Here is a 16,119-nt window from a genome sequence, read left to right as displayed (position 1 = left end):
TCAGTGCGCCGGCCGAATATGCGGCGGACATGCCGCATGAATGGAAGTCGCAACGATAACACCCTACAGCGCGGATGCCACAGTCGGCGTGAATGGTTAAGGAGGTGGCACGTTGCTGGAAGCAATCGATCTGGTCAAGCGCTATGGCTCGGTCCAGGCTCTCGACGGGTTCAACCTGAGCGTGGCGGCCGGTGAGATCGTCGGGCTCGTCGGGCACAACGGCGCGGGGAAGACGACCTTCGTCGAGATCGTGTCACACCTGATCCGCCCGGACAGCGGCCACGTGATCATCGACGGCAGGCCGCCCTCCGCCACCAGCGGCCGGGTGGGGGTCGCGCCCCAGCACATCGCGCTCTACCCCTCCATCACCGTCCGCGAGCACCTGGAGCTCTTCGGCAAGCTCGCCGGCCTGCGCCGGGCGGCTCTGCAGAGCGCCATCGACGATCTCGTCGTCGCGCTGCGGCTCAACGACTTCATCGACCGGCACACGGCCGGCCTGTCCGGCGGCCAGCAGCGCCGCACCCAGGCGGCCACCGCGCTCGTCCACCGGCCGGGGCTGCTGCTGCTCGACGAGCCCACCGCGGGAGCCGACCTGGAGACCAGGGAGGCGATGCTCGACGTGGTGAAGCAGCGTGCCGGCGAGGGCGCCGCCGTCGTCTACACCACCCACTACCTCCCCGAGCTCACCGAGCTCCAGGCCACGATCGCGGTCGCGCGCAACGGCCGCGTCATCGCCAGAGGCACCTACGAGGAGCTGGTGGACGGGCTGCCGGGCGAGGTGAGGCTCCTCCTGGACAACGGGGAGGAGCTCACGGTCTCGACGACGGACCCGGCGGCCACCCTGATCGACATGCTCGGCCGCGCCGAGCACCCGATCAGCGCGGTCGACGTGCGCAATCCCTCCCTCGACGACCTCTACAGATCCCTGGCGGTCAGCGATGCTTCTTGATGCCGCACCCCTGGAAACCTCCCACCGGACCGGCGCGCTCGACACCCTGCGTGACGCCGCGTACCGGATCGGCGCGCTGGCAAAGCACAACACGACCATCCGCCTGCGCGACCCGGGGCAGATGATCAGCTACGTCGTCATGCCGATGGTGCTCATGCTGGTGCTGAAGCCGCTGTACGTCAGGGCGGTCGACGGCGGCGCCACCAAGGTGGTCACCGGCCTGCTGGTGATGTTCTCGGTGTTCGCCATCTCCATCGCGGGCAACGCGATCCTCGTCGAGCGGACCTGGCGCACCTGGGACCGCCTGCGCGTGAGCAGGGCCTCGGCGACCGAGCTGCTGCTCGGCAAGACCATACCGATCTTCGTCGTGATGGTCGTGCAGCAGACGATCCTGCTCATCTACGGCTGCCTGGTCATCGGGCTGCCGGTGCCGCGTTCCCTCGGGTTCGTCGCCCTGGCGATGGCGCTCTGGGCCTTCACGCTGCTCTCGATCGGCGCGGCGCTCGCCACGATCGTCCGCAGTCACGGCGAGCTCAGCGTGATCTCCGACGTGGGCGCCCTCACCCTCAGCTCGCTCGGCGGCGCGCTGGTGCCGCTGAGCATCATGCCCGAGTGGGCGCAGATCGCCGCCCACGTGTCACCCGGGTACTGGGCCCTGACGATGCTGCAGGCCGCCGTGCGCGGCGACGCCGCGAGCATGCTGGCCCCGGCCGGGGTCCTGCTGGCGATCGGCCTGGTGTCCGGCACGTTCGCCGTCCGCCGGCTGACGCGCGGATGGGGCCGCAGCCGTTTGCTTTGACGCACATTTCGATCACACAGGCACATAAGGGGCATGTTGATGAAGCAACATTCACCTGGCGACTCGAAACACTCGACGGACGAGTCCGATATTGCGATCATCGGCATGGCCGGTCGATTTCCGGGCGCGGACGACGTCGAGACGTTCTGGCGCAACATCAGCACCGGGGTCGAGTCCTTCACCCGGTTCTCCGACGAGGACCTAACGCTCGCGGGCGTCCACCCGACGACCTTCCAGCAGCCGAACTACGTCAGAAGCCGCCCGATCCTCGACGACATCCGCGGGTTCGACGCCGGGTTCTTCGGCTACAACCCCCGCGAGGCCACGCTGGCCGACCCGCAGCAGCGCGTCTTCCTGGAGTGCGTGTGGGAGGTCCTCGAGACCGCCGGCTACGCCTCGCCGGGCGACCGGGGCAGCGTCGGCGTGTTCGCGGGAATGAACATCAGCGCCTACCTGCTGACCCGCCTCAAGGCGTTCGACATGGGCATCGACCCGTCCGCGCTGATGATCGGCAACGACAAGGACTCGCTCGCCACGAACGTGTCCTTCCGGCTCGACCTCTCGGGCCCGAGCGTCACGGTGCAGACCTTCTGCTCGACCTCGCTGGTCGCCGTGCACCTCGCCAGCGAGAGCCTGCGCCGCGACGAGTGCGACATGGCCCTGGCCGGTGGCGTGTCGATCCGCATCCCGGACAGGATCGGCTACCTGTGGGAGGAGGGCGGCCAGGAGTCGCCCGACGGCCACGTGCGCACCTTCGACGCCGAAGGCAAGGGAAGCATGTTCGGCGACGGCGCCGCCGTCGTCATGCTCAAGCGCCTCGACCGCGCGCTGGCCGACCGGGACACCGTGCTCGCCGTCATCCGCGCCTCCCACATCAACAACGACGGCGCGATGAAGTTCAGCTATCTGGCACCGAGCATCGACGGCCAGCGCAGGTGCGTCTCCAGGGCCATCGAGAAGGCGGGGGTGGACCCGTCGGCCATCTCCTACGTGGAGGCCCACGGCACCGCGACCGAGGTCGGCGACCCGATGGAGGTCGCCGCCCTGACCCGCGCCTTCGGCCCGACCGAGGCGAAGCAGTACTGCGTGCTCGGATCGATCAAGCCCAACGTCGGCCACCTCGACCGGGCGTCCGGCGTGACCGGGCTGATCAAGGTGATCCAGTCGCTGCGCCACGAGCTGATCCCGGGGACCCTGCACTACCGCTCCCCGAACCCCGAGATCGACTTCGACAACAGCCCCTTCCGGGTGACCTCCGAGCCCACGCCGTGGCCGCGCAGCTCCGACCGGCCGAGGATCGCCGGCATCAGCTCCCTCGGCATGGGCGGCACGAACGCCCACGCCATCGTCACCGAGGCCCCGGCGGTCGCACCGCGCCGCGAGCGCCCGCGCCGCTGGCAGGTTCTGCCGGTGTCGGCCCGCTCCGCGGCCGCCGCCGAGCGGTCGTGCGCCAGGCTGGCCGAGCGGCTGGAGTCGGCGCCGGATCTCGACCTCGGCGACGTCGCGTACACGCTCCAGGTCGGCCGCAAGCTCTTCGGCCACCGCAAGGTCGTCATCGCCGACTCCACCGGGCGCGCGGCCGAGCTGCTCGCCGACGTGGCCGGGCCGCTGGGCCGTACGGACGCCACGATCGGCCGCAAGGTCGGGTTCCTGATCGCCGGGGTCGGCGAGCAGTACCCGGGCATGGTGGCGGCGCTGTACGCCGACGACCCGGCCTTCCGCGAGGACGTCGACGAGTGCGTGGCCATCCTCGGCCTCACCGAGGCGGCACAGCTGTCCGACATGTTCGTGCCCGCGAAAGCGGACGCGAGCGAGGCCGGTGACCTCGCCCGGCTCCTCGGGCGCGCGGGCGACACCGCGCCCCGGCCCACCTCCGACGCGCACCTGATCCAGCCCGCCGTCTTCGTCGCCGAGTACGCGCTGGCGCGGCAGTTCACGCGCTGGGGCGTCAAGCCCGAGATCATGGTGGGCTACAGCCTCGGCGAGTACGTGGCCGCCTGCCTGTCGGGCGTGCTGTCGCTCCCCGACGCGCTCCGGCTGGTCGCCTACCGCGCCAAGCTGATCACCTCGCAGCCCGAGGGCGCCATGCTCGCCGTCGCGGCGGACGAGCGGCGGCTGCGCGCGGTGCTCGGCGAGCTGTTCACCCGCGACCTGGACGTGGCGGTGCGCACCGGCTCGCAGGTCGTGCTGGCCGGCCCCGTCGAGGCGGTCGAGGAGGCCGCCGCCCTGCTGCTGAAGGCGGAGATCGGAAGCAGGCGCCTCGCGACCACCCACGCGTACCACTCGCGGATGCTGGCACCGGTGGCCGCCGAGCTCACCGCCTGGATCACCGACAACGTCACCCTCAACGCGCCGGCCATCCCGTACATCAGCAACGTCACCGGACAGCCCGCCACCGAGGAGGTCGTCACCGACCCCGGCTACTGGGCCCGGCACATGTGCGAGACGGTGGAGTTCGGGGCGGCGCTGGCCCACGTGCTGGACGGCGGCGAGACGGCCCTCGCCGAGATCGGCCCGGGACAGTCCCTCGGCGCGCTGACCCGCGGCCACCCCGACTGCCAGCGGACGCAGTGGCCGCTTATCGTCACGACCCTGCCGGCCGCGAACGACAAGCTGGACGCCCACGCCGCGGGCGCCACGGCGGTCGGCAAGCTCTGGCTGACCGGGGTCACGGTCGACTGGCCGGCGCTGCACGAGGTCTCCCCCGCCGACGTCGCGCCGGGCGACCGCTGGGCTCCCGGACGCGTACCGCTGCCGACGTACCCGTTCGAGCACCAGGAGTACTGGCTCGAGATCGACCAGACCGCGGCCGGCAGCGGCGCGCCCCTGCTCGACGAGAACGACCCGACCAGCATCGCCAAGGCGCTCCCCCGGCTGCCCGAGGACCAGTGGGTCAATGTGCCGGTATGGCACCAGACCACGCCCCGGCCGGCCCGCGCCGAGGAGGCGGGCCGGTGGCTGATCTACACCGACACAGGCCTGGCGGACACGCTCGCCGCGTCGCTGCGCGAGCACCTTACGTCGGCGGGCCGCGAGGTCGTGCTGGTACGGCCGGGCGACGGGTTCGCCGCCGGGCCGGACGGCATGGTGGTGCGGCCGGGCTCGCAGGAGGACGCCATCGCCGTGCTGCGGGAGCTGGGCGACCAGGACCGCCGGCCCGAGCGCATCGTCCACCTGTGGACCGCGGGCGCGGCACGAACCGACGGAGACGCGACGGAGGACTGCCTCCAGCGCGGCCTGCACACCCTGGTCGCGTTCGCCCGCGCCGCGGGTGACGTCGGGCTCTCGCCGTGGTCGCTCGACATCGTCACCGTCGGCAGCCAGCGCGTGCTCCCGGGCGACGTGGTCCACGCCGAGCGCGGCACCCTGCTCGGCCCGTGCCGGCTGATCCCGGTCGAGTACCCGCGCGTCCAGACCAGGCTCATCGACCTCGACGCCGCCACGGCCGAGCAGTGGCCGCGCGCGGTGCTCGCCGAGCTCCGCGCCGAGCCCGCCGACCAGGTCGTGGCGCTGCGCGACGGCCGGCGCTGGGTCCCCGGCTACGAGGTGCTCGACGCGTCCTGCATCGAGGACGCCGCTCCCGCCGCCGGCGTCCGCCCCGGCGGCACGTACCTGGTGACCGGCGGCCTCGGCGGCATCGGCCTGGCCATGGCCGAGCGGCTCGCCGAGCAGTACCAGGCGCGCCTGGTGCTGATGGGCAGGACACCGGTGCCTCCCCGGGAGCAGTGGGGCCAGATCCTGGCCTCCCCGAGCACGGCCGACGAGGTGCGCAGGCGGCTCGACGGCCTCCAGCGGCTGGTGACGGCCGGCACCGAGGTCGTCACGGTGGCCGGCGACGTCTCGCAGCTCACCGACGTGCGCCGCGCGGTCGGCACCGCGATCGAGCGGTTCGGCGAGCTCAACGGCGTGCTGCACTGCGCGGCGGTGCCCGCCGTCGGGCTGATGCAGTTCAAGACCGCCGCCGACATCGAACGGGTGCTCGCGCCGAAGGTCGCGGGCACGCTGGCCATCGCCGAGGCGCTGCGGGATGTGCCGGTCGACTTCGTCGCGTTGTTCTCCTCGACCACCTCGGCGACGGGTGGCGGCGCGGGCCAGGTCGACTACTGCGCGGCCAACGCCTACCTCGACGCGTTCGCGCTCAGCGACGCGCTCCCCGGGTGCACCGTCGCCTCGATCGACTGGGGCGAGTGGACCTGGAACGGCTGGACCGAGGGCCTCGACAACTACGACGAGGGGTCGCGGCAGTACTTCGAGTGGTACCGCGAGACGTTCGGCATCAGCTTCGACCAGGGGTTCCAGACGCTGCTCCGGGTGCTCGCCAGCGGCGAGCCGCACACGATCGCGTCCACGCAGGACTTCGCGCCCCTGGTCGCGATGAGCCGCCGCTCGTCGATCGAGAGCCACCAGGCGACGGTCAAGAAGATCAGGGACGCGTTCGGCCGGCATCCGCGGCCGGACCTGTCGACGGCGTACGTCGAGCCGCAGTCGCCGGCCGAGGAGACCATCGCCGGGGTGTGGTCCGAGGCGCTCGGCCTGGAACAGGTCGGCGTGCACGACAACTTCTTCGAGCTCGGCGGCAACTCCCTGCTCGGCATGGAGATCATCGCCGAGGTCCGCAAGGCGCTCGAACTCTCCTACCTGCCGCCGCACCTCCTGTACCAGGCGCCCACGGTCGCCTCGCTCGCCGAGGCCGCCACCGCAGGCGAGGAGAAGGACGAACAGGCCGCCGGGGCCCGCGACCAGCAGCGGTCCCGCATCGAACAGCGACGCAACATGCTCCGGAGCGGAAGGACGTCATGACGGTAACCGACTACGACTCGGCGGTCGCACTGATCGGAATGTCCGGGCGCTTCCCCGGAGCCGGCAGCGTCGCGGAGCTATGGCGCAACGTGCTGGCCGGGGTCAAGGGCCTGCGGGAGATCACCGACGAGGAGCTGCGCGAGACCGGCGTGGAGCCCGGTCAGCTGGCCGACCCGCGCTACGTCCGCATCGGCGGCCCCCTGGACGGGCTGGACCAGTTCGACGCCACGGTCTTCGGGATCAACCCCCGCGAGGCCGAGACGATGGACCCCCAGCACAAGCTGTTCCTGGAGTGCTCCTGGGAGGCCCTGGAGAGCGCGGGATACTGCCCGACCGACGTGCCGGGGCAGGTCGCGGTCTTCGCCGGCTGCGGCTTCCCCGACTACATCGTGCAGAACATCCAGCACCTCGCCGGGCAGCCGGGCGGCGCCCTGCTCATGGCCGTCGGCAACGAGCGCGACTCGCTCGCCTCGCTGGTCTCCTACAAGCTCGGCCTGCGCGGCCCCGCCGTGACGGTGCAGACCTTCTGCTCGACGTCGCTGGTGTCGGTGCACCTGGCCTGCCAGAGCCTGCTGACGTACGAATGCGACATCGCGCTGGCCGGCGGGGCCTTCACCCCGCTCCCCCAGCCGTCCGGCTACCTGTACGAGCAGGGCGGCATCATGTCGCCGGACGGGAAGGTCCGCAGCTTCGACGCCGAGGCGAGCGGCACCGTCATGGGCAGCGGCGTGGGCACGGTCGCGCTCAAGCGCATGTCCGACGCGATCAACGACGGCGACGTCATCCACGCGGTGATCCTCGGGTCCGCGGCGAACAACGACGGCCGGATGCGGGCCGGATACACCGCGCCCGGCGTCGACGGCCAGGCCGAGGTGATCGAGTCCGCCCTCGGCGTGGCCGGGGTGAAGCCCGACACCGTCGGCTACGTCGAGTGCCACGCGACGGGCACCATGCTGGGCGACTCCATCGAGCTGGCCGCCATGAACCGGGCGTTCGCCCAACCGCGTGAGACGCCCTGCGTGCTCGGCTCGCTCAAGCCGAGCATCGGCCACCTCGACCGCGCCTCCGGGGTCACCGGCCTGATGCGCGCGGCGCTCACCCTCAAGCACGAGCTGCTCCCGGGTACGCCCGACTACCAGACCCCGAACCCGGCGCTGGCGACGGCGCAGGACCGCTTCACCGTGCTCACCGAGCACCGTCCGTGGCCCGAGGGCCCGCACCCGCGCCGCGCCGGGGTCAACTCCTTCGGCCTCGGGGGCACCAACGCCCATGTCGTCCTGGAGCAGGCGCCGCCGAGGCCCGGGCGGCCCGAGCGGCCGGGCCCGCACCTGCTGGTGTACTCGGGGACCGACGAGCAGGCCCTGTCTGACCTGACCGAGCGCCTGCGGGAGCACCTCGACGGCAACCGCGACGAGGACCTCGCCGACGTGGCCTTCACGCTCCAGGTGTCCCGCGGCGGCTTCGCCCGGCGGCGGGCCGTCGTTTGCCGTGACCGCGACGACGCGCTCGCCGCGCTCGCCGACCCGGCACGCTGGATCGACGGCAAGACCCAGCGGCGCAACCCCAAGGTCCTGCTGGTCGAGCCGGCCGAGGACGTACCGTCCACCTGGTGGCCCGAGTTGCACGCGGCGGTCGCCGAGGTGCTGCGTCCCGGCGGCGAGGCCCGCGGCTCGTCCCGTCCGGGCGGCACCGGCCGTGACGAGGCGCTGAGCGCGCTCGCCGACGCCCTGAGCGGGCTCGGGGTGCACGTGCTCCGCGACGGGTCCACCCCGCCGTCCGGAGTCGAGGAGGTCACCGTCGCGCCGAGCGGCGGCGCGACGGCCGCCGAGTGGCTGCTCGCCACCGTGGCCCGGCTGTGGCAGGCCGGCAGCTCCATCGACTGGGCGGCGCTGCACCGGGGCGCCGGGCGCCGGGTCGAGCTGCCCACCTACCCGTTCCAGCGGCGCAGGTTCTGGGTCAAGCCCAGGCCCGGCCAGGCGGCGGCGCCCCCGTCCGAGGGGAAGACCTTCGACCGCTCGCGGTGGACGTACCTGCCGACGTGGCAGCAGCACCCGCTGCCGGTCGCCGGCCTCGACGAGCGGCTCAGGCTGGCCGGACCCTGGCTGGTCTTCACCGACGACGAGCGGGGCGAGGCGCTGGTCGAGCGCCTCAACGACGCCGGCGCCGAGGTGACCGCCGTGCGCGGTGGCGACCGGTTCCACCAGGACGACGCGGGCGACTTCACCGTGCGGGTCGACAAGGCCGACGACATGGCCGAGCTGCTCTACTCGCTGGCTGCCGGCCCCCGCGCGATCATCCACGGGTTCAGCCTGGCGGGCGCCGAGGCGGGCCAGGGGGACGACCCCGTGGCGCACTTCGACGGCGAGCAGTACCGGGGCTTCTACTCGGCCCTGGCGCTCGCGCGGGAGCTGGTCGACAACACCGGCTCCGCGCCGCGCGCCGAGCTGGCCCTGCTGACCTCCGAGGCGGTGGGGGTGCTCGGCTCCGATCTGCGTCACCCGGAACACTCCACCCTCGCGGCGCTCGCGCCGAGCCTCGCCCAGGAGAACCCCCGGCTGCGCTGCCGCCACATCGACAGCGACGTCGTGCCGGCGGGCAACCCCGGCGCGTTGCGAACGCTGGCCACGCAGATCCTGGCCGCGGTCGTGTGCCCGCACGAGGGGCCGGTCGCGGTCCGCGCGGGCGAGACCTGGCTGCGGCGGTACGAGCCGTTCCCCGTGCAGGAGCTCACCGAGGAGGACCGTCCGGTCCGCGACGGCGACACGGTGCTGATCACCGGTGGCCTCGGCGACGTCGGGCTCGTGCTCTCCCGCCACCTGGCGAGCAAGTACGGATGCCGGCTGGTGCTCACCGCGCGCTCCCCGCTGCCGCCCCGGGAGGAGTGGGAGGGGTACCTTTCGGCGGTGCCCGAGCGCGGCGAGCGGACCGCCCGGCACATCCGCAACATCCTCGACCTGGAGGCCCGGGGCGCCACGGTGCTCGCCATGTCGGCCGACGCGTCCGACGAGGCGCAGATGCGGGCGGTCGTCGAGGCGGCGGTCGAGCGCTTCGGCGAGATCGACGTGGCCGTCCACGGCGCGGGAGTGCAGGAGGGCGGCTTCTTCAACTTCGCCCACCTCATGGACCGCGACCAGTGCGACGCGCACATGGCCGCCAAGGTCAAGGGCTTCCACGTCCTGCAGGCGGTGCTCAAGGACCAGGCCCCCGACCGGCGCATCACCCTGTCCTCCATCGCCGCCGTCCTCGGCGGGATGACGCTGGCCCCATACGCGGCGGCCAACGCCGCGCTGGACGCCTACATCCGCGTCGCCCGCACCTCCGACGCCGGCCGGTGGATCACCGTCGACTGGGACACCTGGAGCATCGACCCCAACCGCCTGGAAGGGCACAGCTCGGCCGTGCTCGACTACGCGATGGCGCCCGCCGAGGCCGTCGACGTGTTCGAGCGGGCCCTGTCCGCCGGGGACCGGGTGGGGCACCTGGTCATCTCGACCGGCTCGCTGGACGCCCGCATCGCCCAGTGGGTCACCGGGGACATCCACGAGGCCAACGACGAGTACGACGACCAGGAACGCCACCCCCGGCCCGACCTGAGCACCCCGTACGTGGAGCCGCGCGAGGGCACCGAGGCCACGCTGTCCGAGATCTGGTCGCGGGTGCTGAGCATCGAGCCGATCGGCGCCACGGACAACTTCTTCGAGCTGGGCGGCCACTCGCTGCTGGCGATCGAGCTGACCACGCGGATCCGCAAGGCCCTGAACGCCTCGGTGCCGGTCACCGGGCTGCTGGAGTGCCCGACGGTCCGCCAGCTCGCCGCGCTGCTCGACTCCCGGGACCAGGTGGACGGAGTGGAGGAGGAGTGAAGCAGCCCGAATACCTGCGCAGGGTGCAGGGCTTCGCCCGGCGCGAGCTGCTGGGCAAGGACGCCTACCTCGACTCGCTCGCCGACGCTCCGCTGCCGCTGTACGAGCGCTTCGCCGAGACCGGCCTGGCGAACTGGTGGCTGCCCAAGGAACACGGCGGGCTCGGGCTCGGCCTCCAGGAGAGCGTGCGCATCGTCTCCGAGCTGGCCTATGGCGACGCGGGAGTGGCGTTCACGCTGTTCATCCCGGTGCTGACGACCAGCATGGTCGCGTGGTACGGCAGCGAGGAGCTCAAGGAGCGCCACCTCGGCCGCATGGTGGCCGAGAACGGATCCTGCGCGACGCTCGGCAGCGAGCACGCGGCGGGCAGCGAGCTGGCCCGCATCACCACCATGGCCGCCCGCGACGGCGACTCCATCGTGCTCAACGGGCAGAAGGCCTTCTCCACCAACGCCGGCTTCGCGCAGTTCCTCGTCGTGATCGCCCGCTCGCAGGAGGACCCGTCGGGGTACCTCGCCGTCCTGGTGCCGAGGGACACCCCGGGCGTGCGGATCGACAAGCGGTGGGACGTGATCGGGCTGCGCTCGTCGGCGACCTACCAGGTCACGTTCACCGACTGCCGCGTCCCCGCGGGCAACGTCCTGCGGGGCAACGGGCTGCGGCTGCTGGAGGTCGGGCTGAACGCCAGCCGGATCCTCATCGCCGCGACGGGGCTCGGCATCGCCCGCAGGGTGCGGGACGTGTGCATGGAGTACGGCAAGTCCAAGTCGGTGAAGGGCTCCCCGCTGGCCGGCAACGCGGTGTTCGCCGGCCGGCTGGGCCAGTTCGAGATGCAGATCGACGTGATGGTCAACCAGTGCCTGGCCGCGGCGCGCGCGTACGACGCCGTCGCGGTCCGGCCGGACGCGGGCGAGGAGTTCCTGCGCATCGGGACCCTGAAGTCCGCCCTCACCACGAAGATGTTCTGCGGCCAGACCGGCTGGCAGATCGCCTCCACGGCCTCCGAGATGTTCGGCGGCCTCGGCTACACCCACGAGTCGGTCATCGGCAAACTGCTGCGCGACGTGCGGTACGTCTCGATCGTCGAGGGCGGTGACGACGTGCTGCGCGACCTGGTGTTCAGCCGGTACGTGGTCCCGGTGTCGAAGCGGTCGTGAACCCGTGACCGGTAACGAGACGCCGGCGGTTCGCTTCCGCCCCTGACCACCCCACCTGAACAGCCCGAACGCCCCGCGCTGACCTGCGCGGGGCGTTCTTTTCGTGTTCGAAGACGGCCGGAGGGCATCGGTCAGCCCGTCGAAGAAGTCGGCCACACCTTCCAGAGCGTCGTGGAACGGGCGCGCACGCCGATCAGCCTTTACCGCGGACCTGGCGAGCCGTTCCCTGAGGATCTCCGAATATGGTACTGCGATCTATCTCGCAGGGCTCCGAATTACTTTTGCGCAAGATCGATCTTCACGTGGCATTCCATTATGCCTTCTTCCGTTGCACAAACTTTTAGCAGAAGGATAACCAATATGGCCGGCCGGCCCTCTGGTCCGCACGTGCCGGGGATCCAGGAGGATTGGCGCTCACCGTCGAGAGAGACGCCTGTGTTTATCGATCGCAGGCGAGGGGATAGCTGTCGTCGTAATCGCCCATTTCGGGCGAATCGACAGATCCGGGAGGCTGACATGAATGGCTACCTACCGTATCGCGATAGCACTCCGGCGGCCCGCATTGGGGGCGTCCGCGGCTGGCAGGCGGAGATTCTTCGCGGCGAGTCGTAGCTGAGTGAACCGAGGTACTGCGGTGCGTCAAGGCCGCAGTGCCTCTACCCATGGCAGGCGGGGCGACGCATCGGGGGGCGTTTGTGGCGCGATTGTTCTACCCTGCCGCTTGGCGCGGCGATGTGGTGGAGGATCTCTTCGGTTTCCCGGTTTCCGATCCCTACCGGTGGCTGGAAGACGGCAGTGATCCGCGCGTGCGGGACTGGGCCGCGGCCCAGGATCGTCTCTTCGGCACGTATCGCGCCGGATGGAGTGACAAGCAATCGTGGGCGTCTTTGGTCGATCAGGTGTCATCCTCCGGCGTGTCAGAGCCGCCGATGGCGCGTGGTTCGGTCATGTTCCTCGCCGAGCAGCTACGTGGGGATGAGCAACGGCGCCTGCTCGTCGTCGACGCCGGGGGGAACAGGCGGGTGCTAGTCGATCCGGCAGAGATCGATCCGTCCGGCCGCACCGGGCTGTACGCCTGGTGGCCATCGCGCGAAGGCGAACGTGTGGCCGTCCAGATGGAGGTCGCCGAGCAGCCCGGCAGCGACATCCTGGTGCTGGACGTGCGTACCGGCGAGGCGGTGGACGGGCCGTTGCCACGCGCCCGTAACACCTCGCTCGCCTGGCTGCCGGGAGGGGACGCGTTCTACTACGTCAGCCGTGTTCCCGATGAGGAACTGGCCCCCGGCGACAGGCGTCTGCAGCGGCGGGTGAGGTTGCATCGGATCGGTTCGCCCTGGCGGACCGACGCGGTGGTGCTCGGCGGCGACGACGCCCCAGACCACTATTACGGGCTCACGGTCAGCGCCGACGGCCGTCATCTGGCGATCACCGTGATGGTCGGGCCCGCCTCACACAACGATGTGTACGTGGCCGAGCTCATCGACCCGGAGGCCCCGCGTTTCATCAAGATCGTGGACGGAAGCACCATACGCGCCCGGGTACTCCCGCGCTTCCTCCCGGACGACAATCTGCTGCTGGTCACCGACTACCAGGCCCCGTGTGGCCGCATCTGCATGGCGCACCGGGACGATACCGATCCGGCCGCATGGCGCACGCTGGTGGCCGAAGATCCCGAGGCCCCGTTGGACGAGTGTCTGGTCCTGGACGACCCGGCACTTCCGCGGCCCCTCCTGCTGGTGGCACGCGCCCGCCACGGCACCTCCGCCGTGACCCTGCACGACCTGGCCAGTGGCCGGCCGCTCAGCGGTCTGCCCCTCCCCGGCGCGGGCATCGTGTCGTCCCTGCGCACGAAGATCCCACACGGACATCACGCATGGTTCAGCTACTGCGACGCGACCACGCCCCCCACCATCTACCGCTACGACGCCGCCAGCGGGACGACGGAACAGGAAACCGGCGCCACAACAGCGGGACACACTCCGGAGATCCGCAGCCGCGGCGTCCGCTACCACGCCGGCGACGGCACCGAGATCATGCTGTTCCTGTTCACCCCAGCTGAGGAACACCAGGGCCCCCGCCCCACCCTCCTTTACGGCTACGGCAGCTTCGGCATGCCGATGCGCCCATGGTTCTTCCCCCTGGCGGCCGCATGGGTCGGCGCCGGCGGCACCTACGCGGTCGCCTGCGTGCGCGGAGGCGGCGAAGAAGGCCAACGCTGGCACGACGCCGGCCGCGGACCACACAAACACCGCGCGATCAGCGACTTCAACGACGCCGCGACCTGGCTCATCAACACCGGTCGAACCACCCGCGACCAACTGGCGATCTATGGCCAGTCCGCCGGCGGCCTACTGGTCACCGCAGCCGCCACACAGCGACCAGACCTGTACGCCGCGGTCATCGCCGAAGGCCCGCTATGTGACATGGTGCGCTACGAAAACTTCGGCCTGGGATGCACATGGACCGACGAATTCGGTACCGCTTCCCAACCCGAACAACTCCAATGCCTGCTCTCGTACTCCCCCTACCACAACGTCACGCCCGGAGCCCGCTATCCCGCATTCCTCCTCACCGGCGCGGTAACCGACCTGCAGACCGGAGAGGCCCACGTCACCAAGATGTGCGCGGCCCTCCAACACGCCACCAGCAGTGACCGGCCGATCCTCATGCGCCGAGAACCCGACACCGCCCACGCCGCCTCCCCCGCGAGCAAAGAACGCGCCCTGACCGCGGACATCCTGGCCTTCGCCGGAAAATACACCGGTCTATCCCCGAAAACGACAACCATGCGTCCTCACGAGACCGCCGCAGAACCACACTGAGATCGCCACCGCCCTAGCTGCGCACGCCGGGCGGGCTGCCGGCCAGGTGCTCGGACGTGTGGTGGAACCTTGGGATCTCAATACCGAAAGTATTCGATACCCGTGGGTATGGTACGGTCTCCGGTGTGAACGAGATCGAGAGCCACCAGCCCGAGCCGATCCCGCGCGTGCCACGTGCGGAGGTGCGCCGCCGACTGCTGGCCGCGGCCGCGCACGCCTTCGCCGAGCATGGCTACGCCGATAGCCGACTTGAGGACATCGCCCACAGCGCCGGCTTCACCAAGGGCGCCGTCTACTCCAACTTCGGCAGCAAGCAGGGCCTGTTCGGGGCGATCCTCCGCGAGCACTCCGACACCGAGCTGACCACCGTGATGTCCGAGGTCCGTGACACCGAAAACGTGGCGGAGGCGGTCGGCCAGGCCGCTCGGCTTGTCGCACAGCGCATCGTCAACGACACCGAACGGGGACAGCTCGGACTGGAGTTCGCGGCCCGGGCCGCCCGAGACGAGCCGACCAGGGAGATCGTCGCCGCGCTGCGCGGCGCGCAGCGAGAGGCGGCGTCCCGATCCATCGCCGAGGTCGCCCGACGCGGCGGATTCAGCCCGGCGGTCGATCCTGACCTCGCCGCGCTGATCGTGCACTGTCTGAGCAACGGCCTGTCCATGGAACGCCTCGCCGACCCCGAAGCCGTCAGCATCGAAACGGCCGAGCGGGCCCTGGCGACCGTCCTCACCGCGCTGCTGGCCCCGCCCCCGAGCGGCTGACGACGCTCACGAACGGTCCCGGCCTCACCGGCCACCGTGCTCACCGGCGGGACCGTCCTCCGAACGCGGCATCGGCCCACCTCGATGCCGCACCACCCCCATCGCTCCCATTCCCGGAGGCGCCTCATGCCCACGCCCGACCCCACCCCGCGCGTACTTCTGGCGGCTGGAGGTGCACTCCTGACGTTCGCCGTCCTGATGGGATGCGGCGGTCCCGCCGATGACGCCGGTCCGGAGAAGCGCGGCTTCGGGCCGGCCGGGGACAGGCTCACCATCTCCAGCGGCAGTGGGGAGCTGACCGTCCGGCCCTCCGATGTCGACGAAATCGAGGTGAAACGCTGGTTCACCGGGTGGTCCCTCATCGGCGCGAAGACCAGAGCGACGTGGGAACTCAGCGGCGAGACCCTCACCCTGGCCACCGACTGCGCATCCCTGGTCATCGGCCGGTGCGACGTCCGCTACGAGGTGCTCGTACCCCGGCACGTGGCACTGACGGTCGGGGGGACCAACGGGCAGATCACCGCCTCCGGCTTCGACAAAGCGCTGCGGATCGACTCGGACAACGGCGCGATCCGCGTCGAAGACGCCTCCGGCCCCCTCTCCCTGGGGACCTCCAGCGGGGAGCTGCGCGCCCTCGGTATCACCTCAGGCCGGGTCACGGCCGAATCCGAGAACGGGGAGATCCACCTCTCCTTCACCGGGGTCCCCGACCAGGTCGAGGCGACGGCGGATAACGGGACGGTGACGGTCGAGCTGCCTGACGCCTCGTACAACGTCACGACCACGACCGACAGCAGTGACGTGCGCACCGACGTGCCTAAGGACCCGGGCAGCCCACACGCGATCACGGTCAGGACCGACAACGGGGCGATCAATGTGCGCACCACCGGCAGGGCACCCCACGGCAGTCCGTGACCCCACCCCGCGCGGACCGTCTGCGCGGGCACACCACACCACATGGACGT

At 71.0% G+C, this 16,119-nt stretch carries 8 protein-coding genes; all 8 read left to right on the top strand.

Features of this window, described 5'->3' with window-relative positions; genetic code table 11:
* Nucleotides 1-112: 112 nt before the first annotated feature.
* Nucleotides 113-949, top strand: coding sequence for an ABC transporter ATP-binding protein (locus ACOZ38_RS08100; protein ID WP_424529483.1), 837 nt, complete (start codon nt 113-115; stop codon nt 947-949).
* Nucleotides 939-1,748: an ABC transporter permease gene (locus ACOZ38_RS08095; protein WP_424529482.1), complete on the top strand. Its 810-nt coding sequence runs from the start codon at nt 939-941 to the stop codon at nt 1,746-1,748. Before ACOZ38_RS08100 ends, ACOZ38_RS08095 begins: the two co-directional genes overlap by 11 nt.
* Nucleotides 1,749-1,781: 33 nt before the next feature.
* A complete protein-coding gene (locus ACOZ38_RS08090; protein ID WP_424529481.1) occupies nt 1,782-6,548 on the top strand; it encodes a beta-ketoacyl synthase N-terminal-like domain-containing protein in 4,767 nt (1,588 codons plus the stop codon).
* Complete coding sequence (locus tag ACOZ38_RS08085) at nt 6,545-10,411, top strand: SDR family NAD(P)-dependent oxidoreductase (protein WP_424529480.1); 3,867 nt, start codon at nt 6,545-6,547, stop codon at nt 10,409-10,411. The genes ACOZ38_RS08090 and ACOZ38_RS08085 overlap by 4 nt, the downstream gene beginning before the upstream one ends.
* Nucleotides 10,408-11,568: an acyl-CoA dehydrogenase family protein gene (locus ACOZ38_RS08080; RefSeq protein WP_405145103.1), complete on the top strand. Its 1,161-nt coding sequence runs from the start codon at nt 10,408-10,410 to the stop codon at nt 11,566-11,568. The genes ACOZ38_RS08085 and ACOZ38_RS08080 overlap by 4 nt, the downstream gene beginning before the upstream one ends.
* A 695-nt stretch (nt 11,569-12,263) precedes the next feature.
* Nucleotides 12,264-14,390, top strand: a complete 2,127-nt coding sequence (locus tag ACOZ38_RS08075; protein ID WP_424529479.1) for a prolyl oligopeptidase family serine peptidase — start codon at nt 12,264-12,266, stop codon at nt 14,388-14,390.
* Between the two features lie 125 nt (nt 14,391-14,515).
* The gene (locus tag ACOZ38_RS08070; protein WP_424529478.1) at nt 14,516-15,154 is read left to right on the top strand and encodes a TetR/AcrR family transcriptional regulator; all 639 of its coding nucleotides are present in this window, start codon (nt 14,516-14,518) and stop codon (nt 15,152-15,154) included.
* A 126-nt stretch (nt 15,155-15,280) separates the two neighbouring features.
* Nucleotides 15,281-16,069, top strand: coding sequence for a DUF4097 family beta strand repeat-containing protein (locus ACOZ38_RS08065; RefSeq protein ID WP_424529477.1), 789 nt, complete (start codon nt 15,281-15,283; stop codon nt 16,067-16,069).
* The last annotated feature ends 50 nt before the right edge of the window (nt 16,070-16,119 follow it).

This window comes from Sphaerisporangium viridialbum, assembly GCF_049674955.1.
In the GTDB taxonomy this organism is placed as follows: Bacteria; Actinomycetota; Actinomycetes; order Streptosporangiales; family Streptosporangiaceae; genus Sphaerisporangium; species Sphaerisporangium viridialbum.
This window is presented reverse-complemented; position numbering and strand designations above follow the sequence as displayed.

Bases quoted from the DNA above. Each gene is read 5' to 3' on its own strand.
- ACOZ38_RS08095 (WP_424529482.1), top strand. From the start codon at position 939: ATGCTTCTTGATGCCGCACCCCTGGAAACCTCCCACCGGACCGGCGCG.
- ACOZ38_RS08090 (WP_424529481.1), top strand. From the start codon at position 1,782: ATGTTGATGAAGCAACATTCACCTGGCGACTCGAAACACTCGACGGAC.
- ACOZ38_RS08085 (WP_424529480.1), top strand. From the start codon at position 6,545: ATGACGGTAACCGACTACGACTCGGCGGTCGCACTGATCGGAATGTCC.
- ACOZ38_RS08065 (WP_424529477.1), top strand. From the start codon at position 15,281: ATGCCCACGCCCGACCCCACCCCGCGCGTACTTCTGGCGGCTGGAGGT.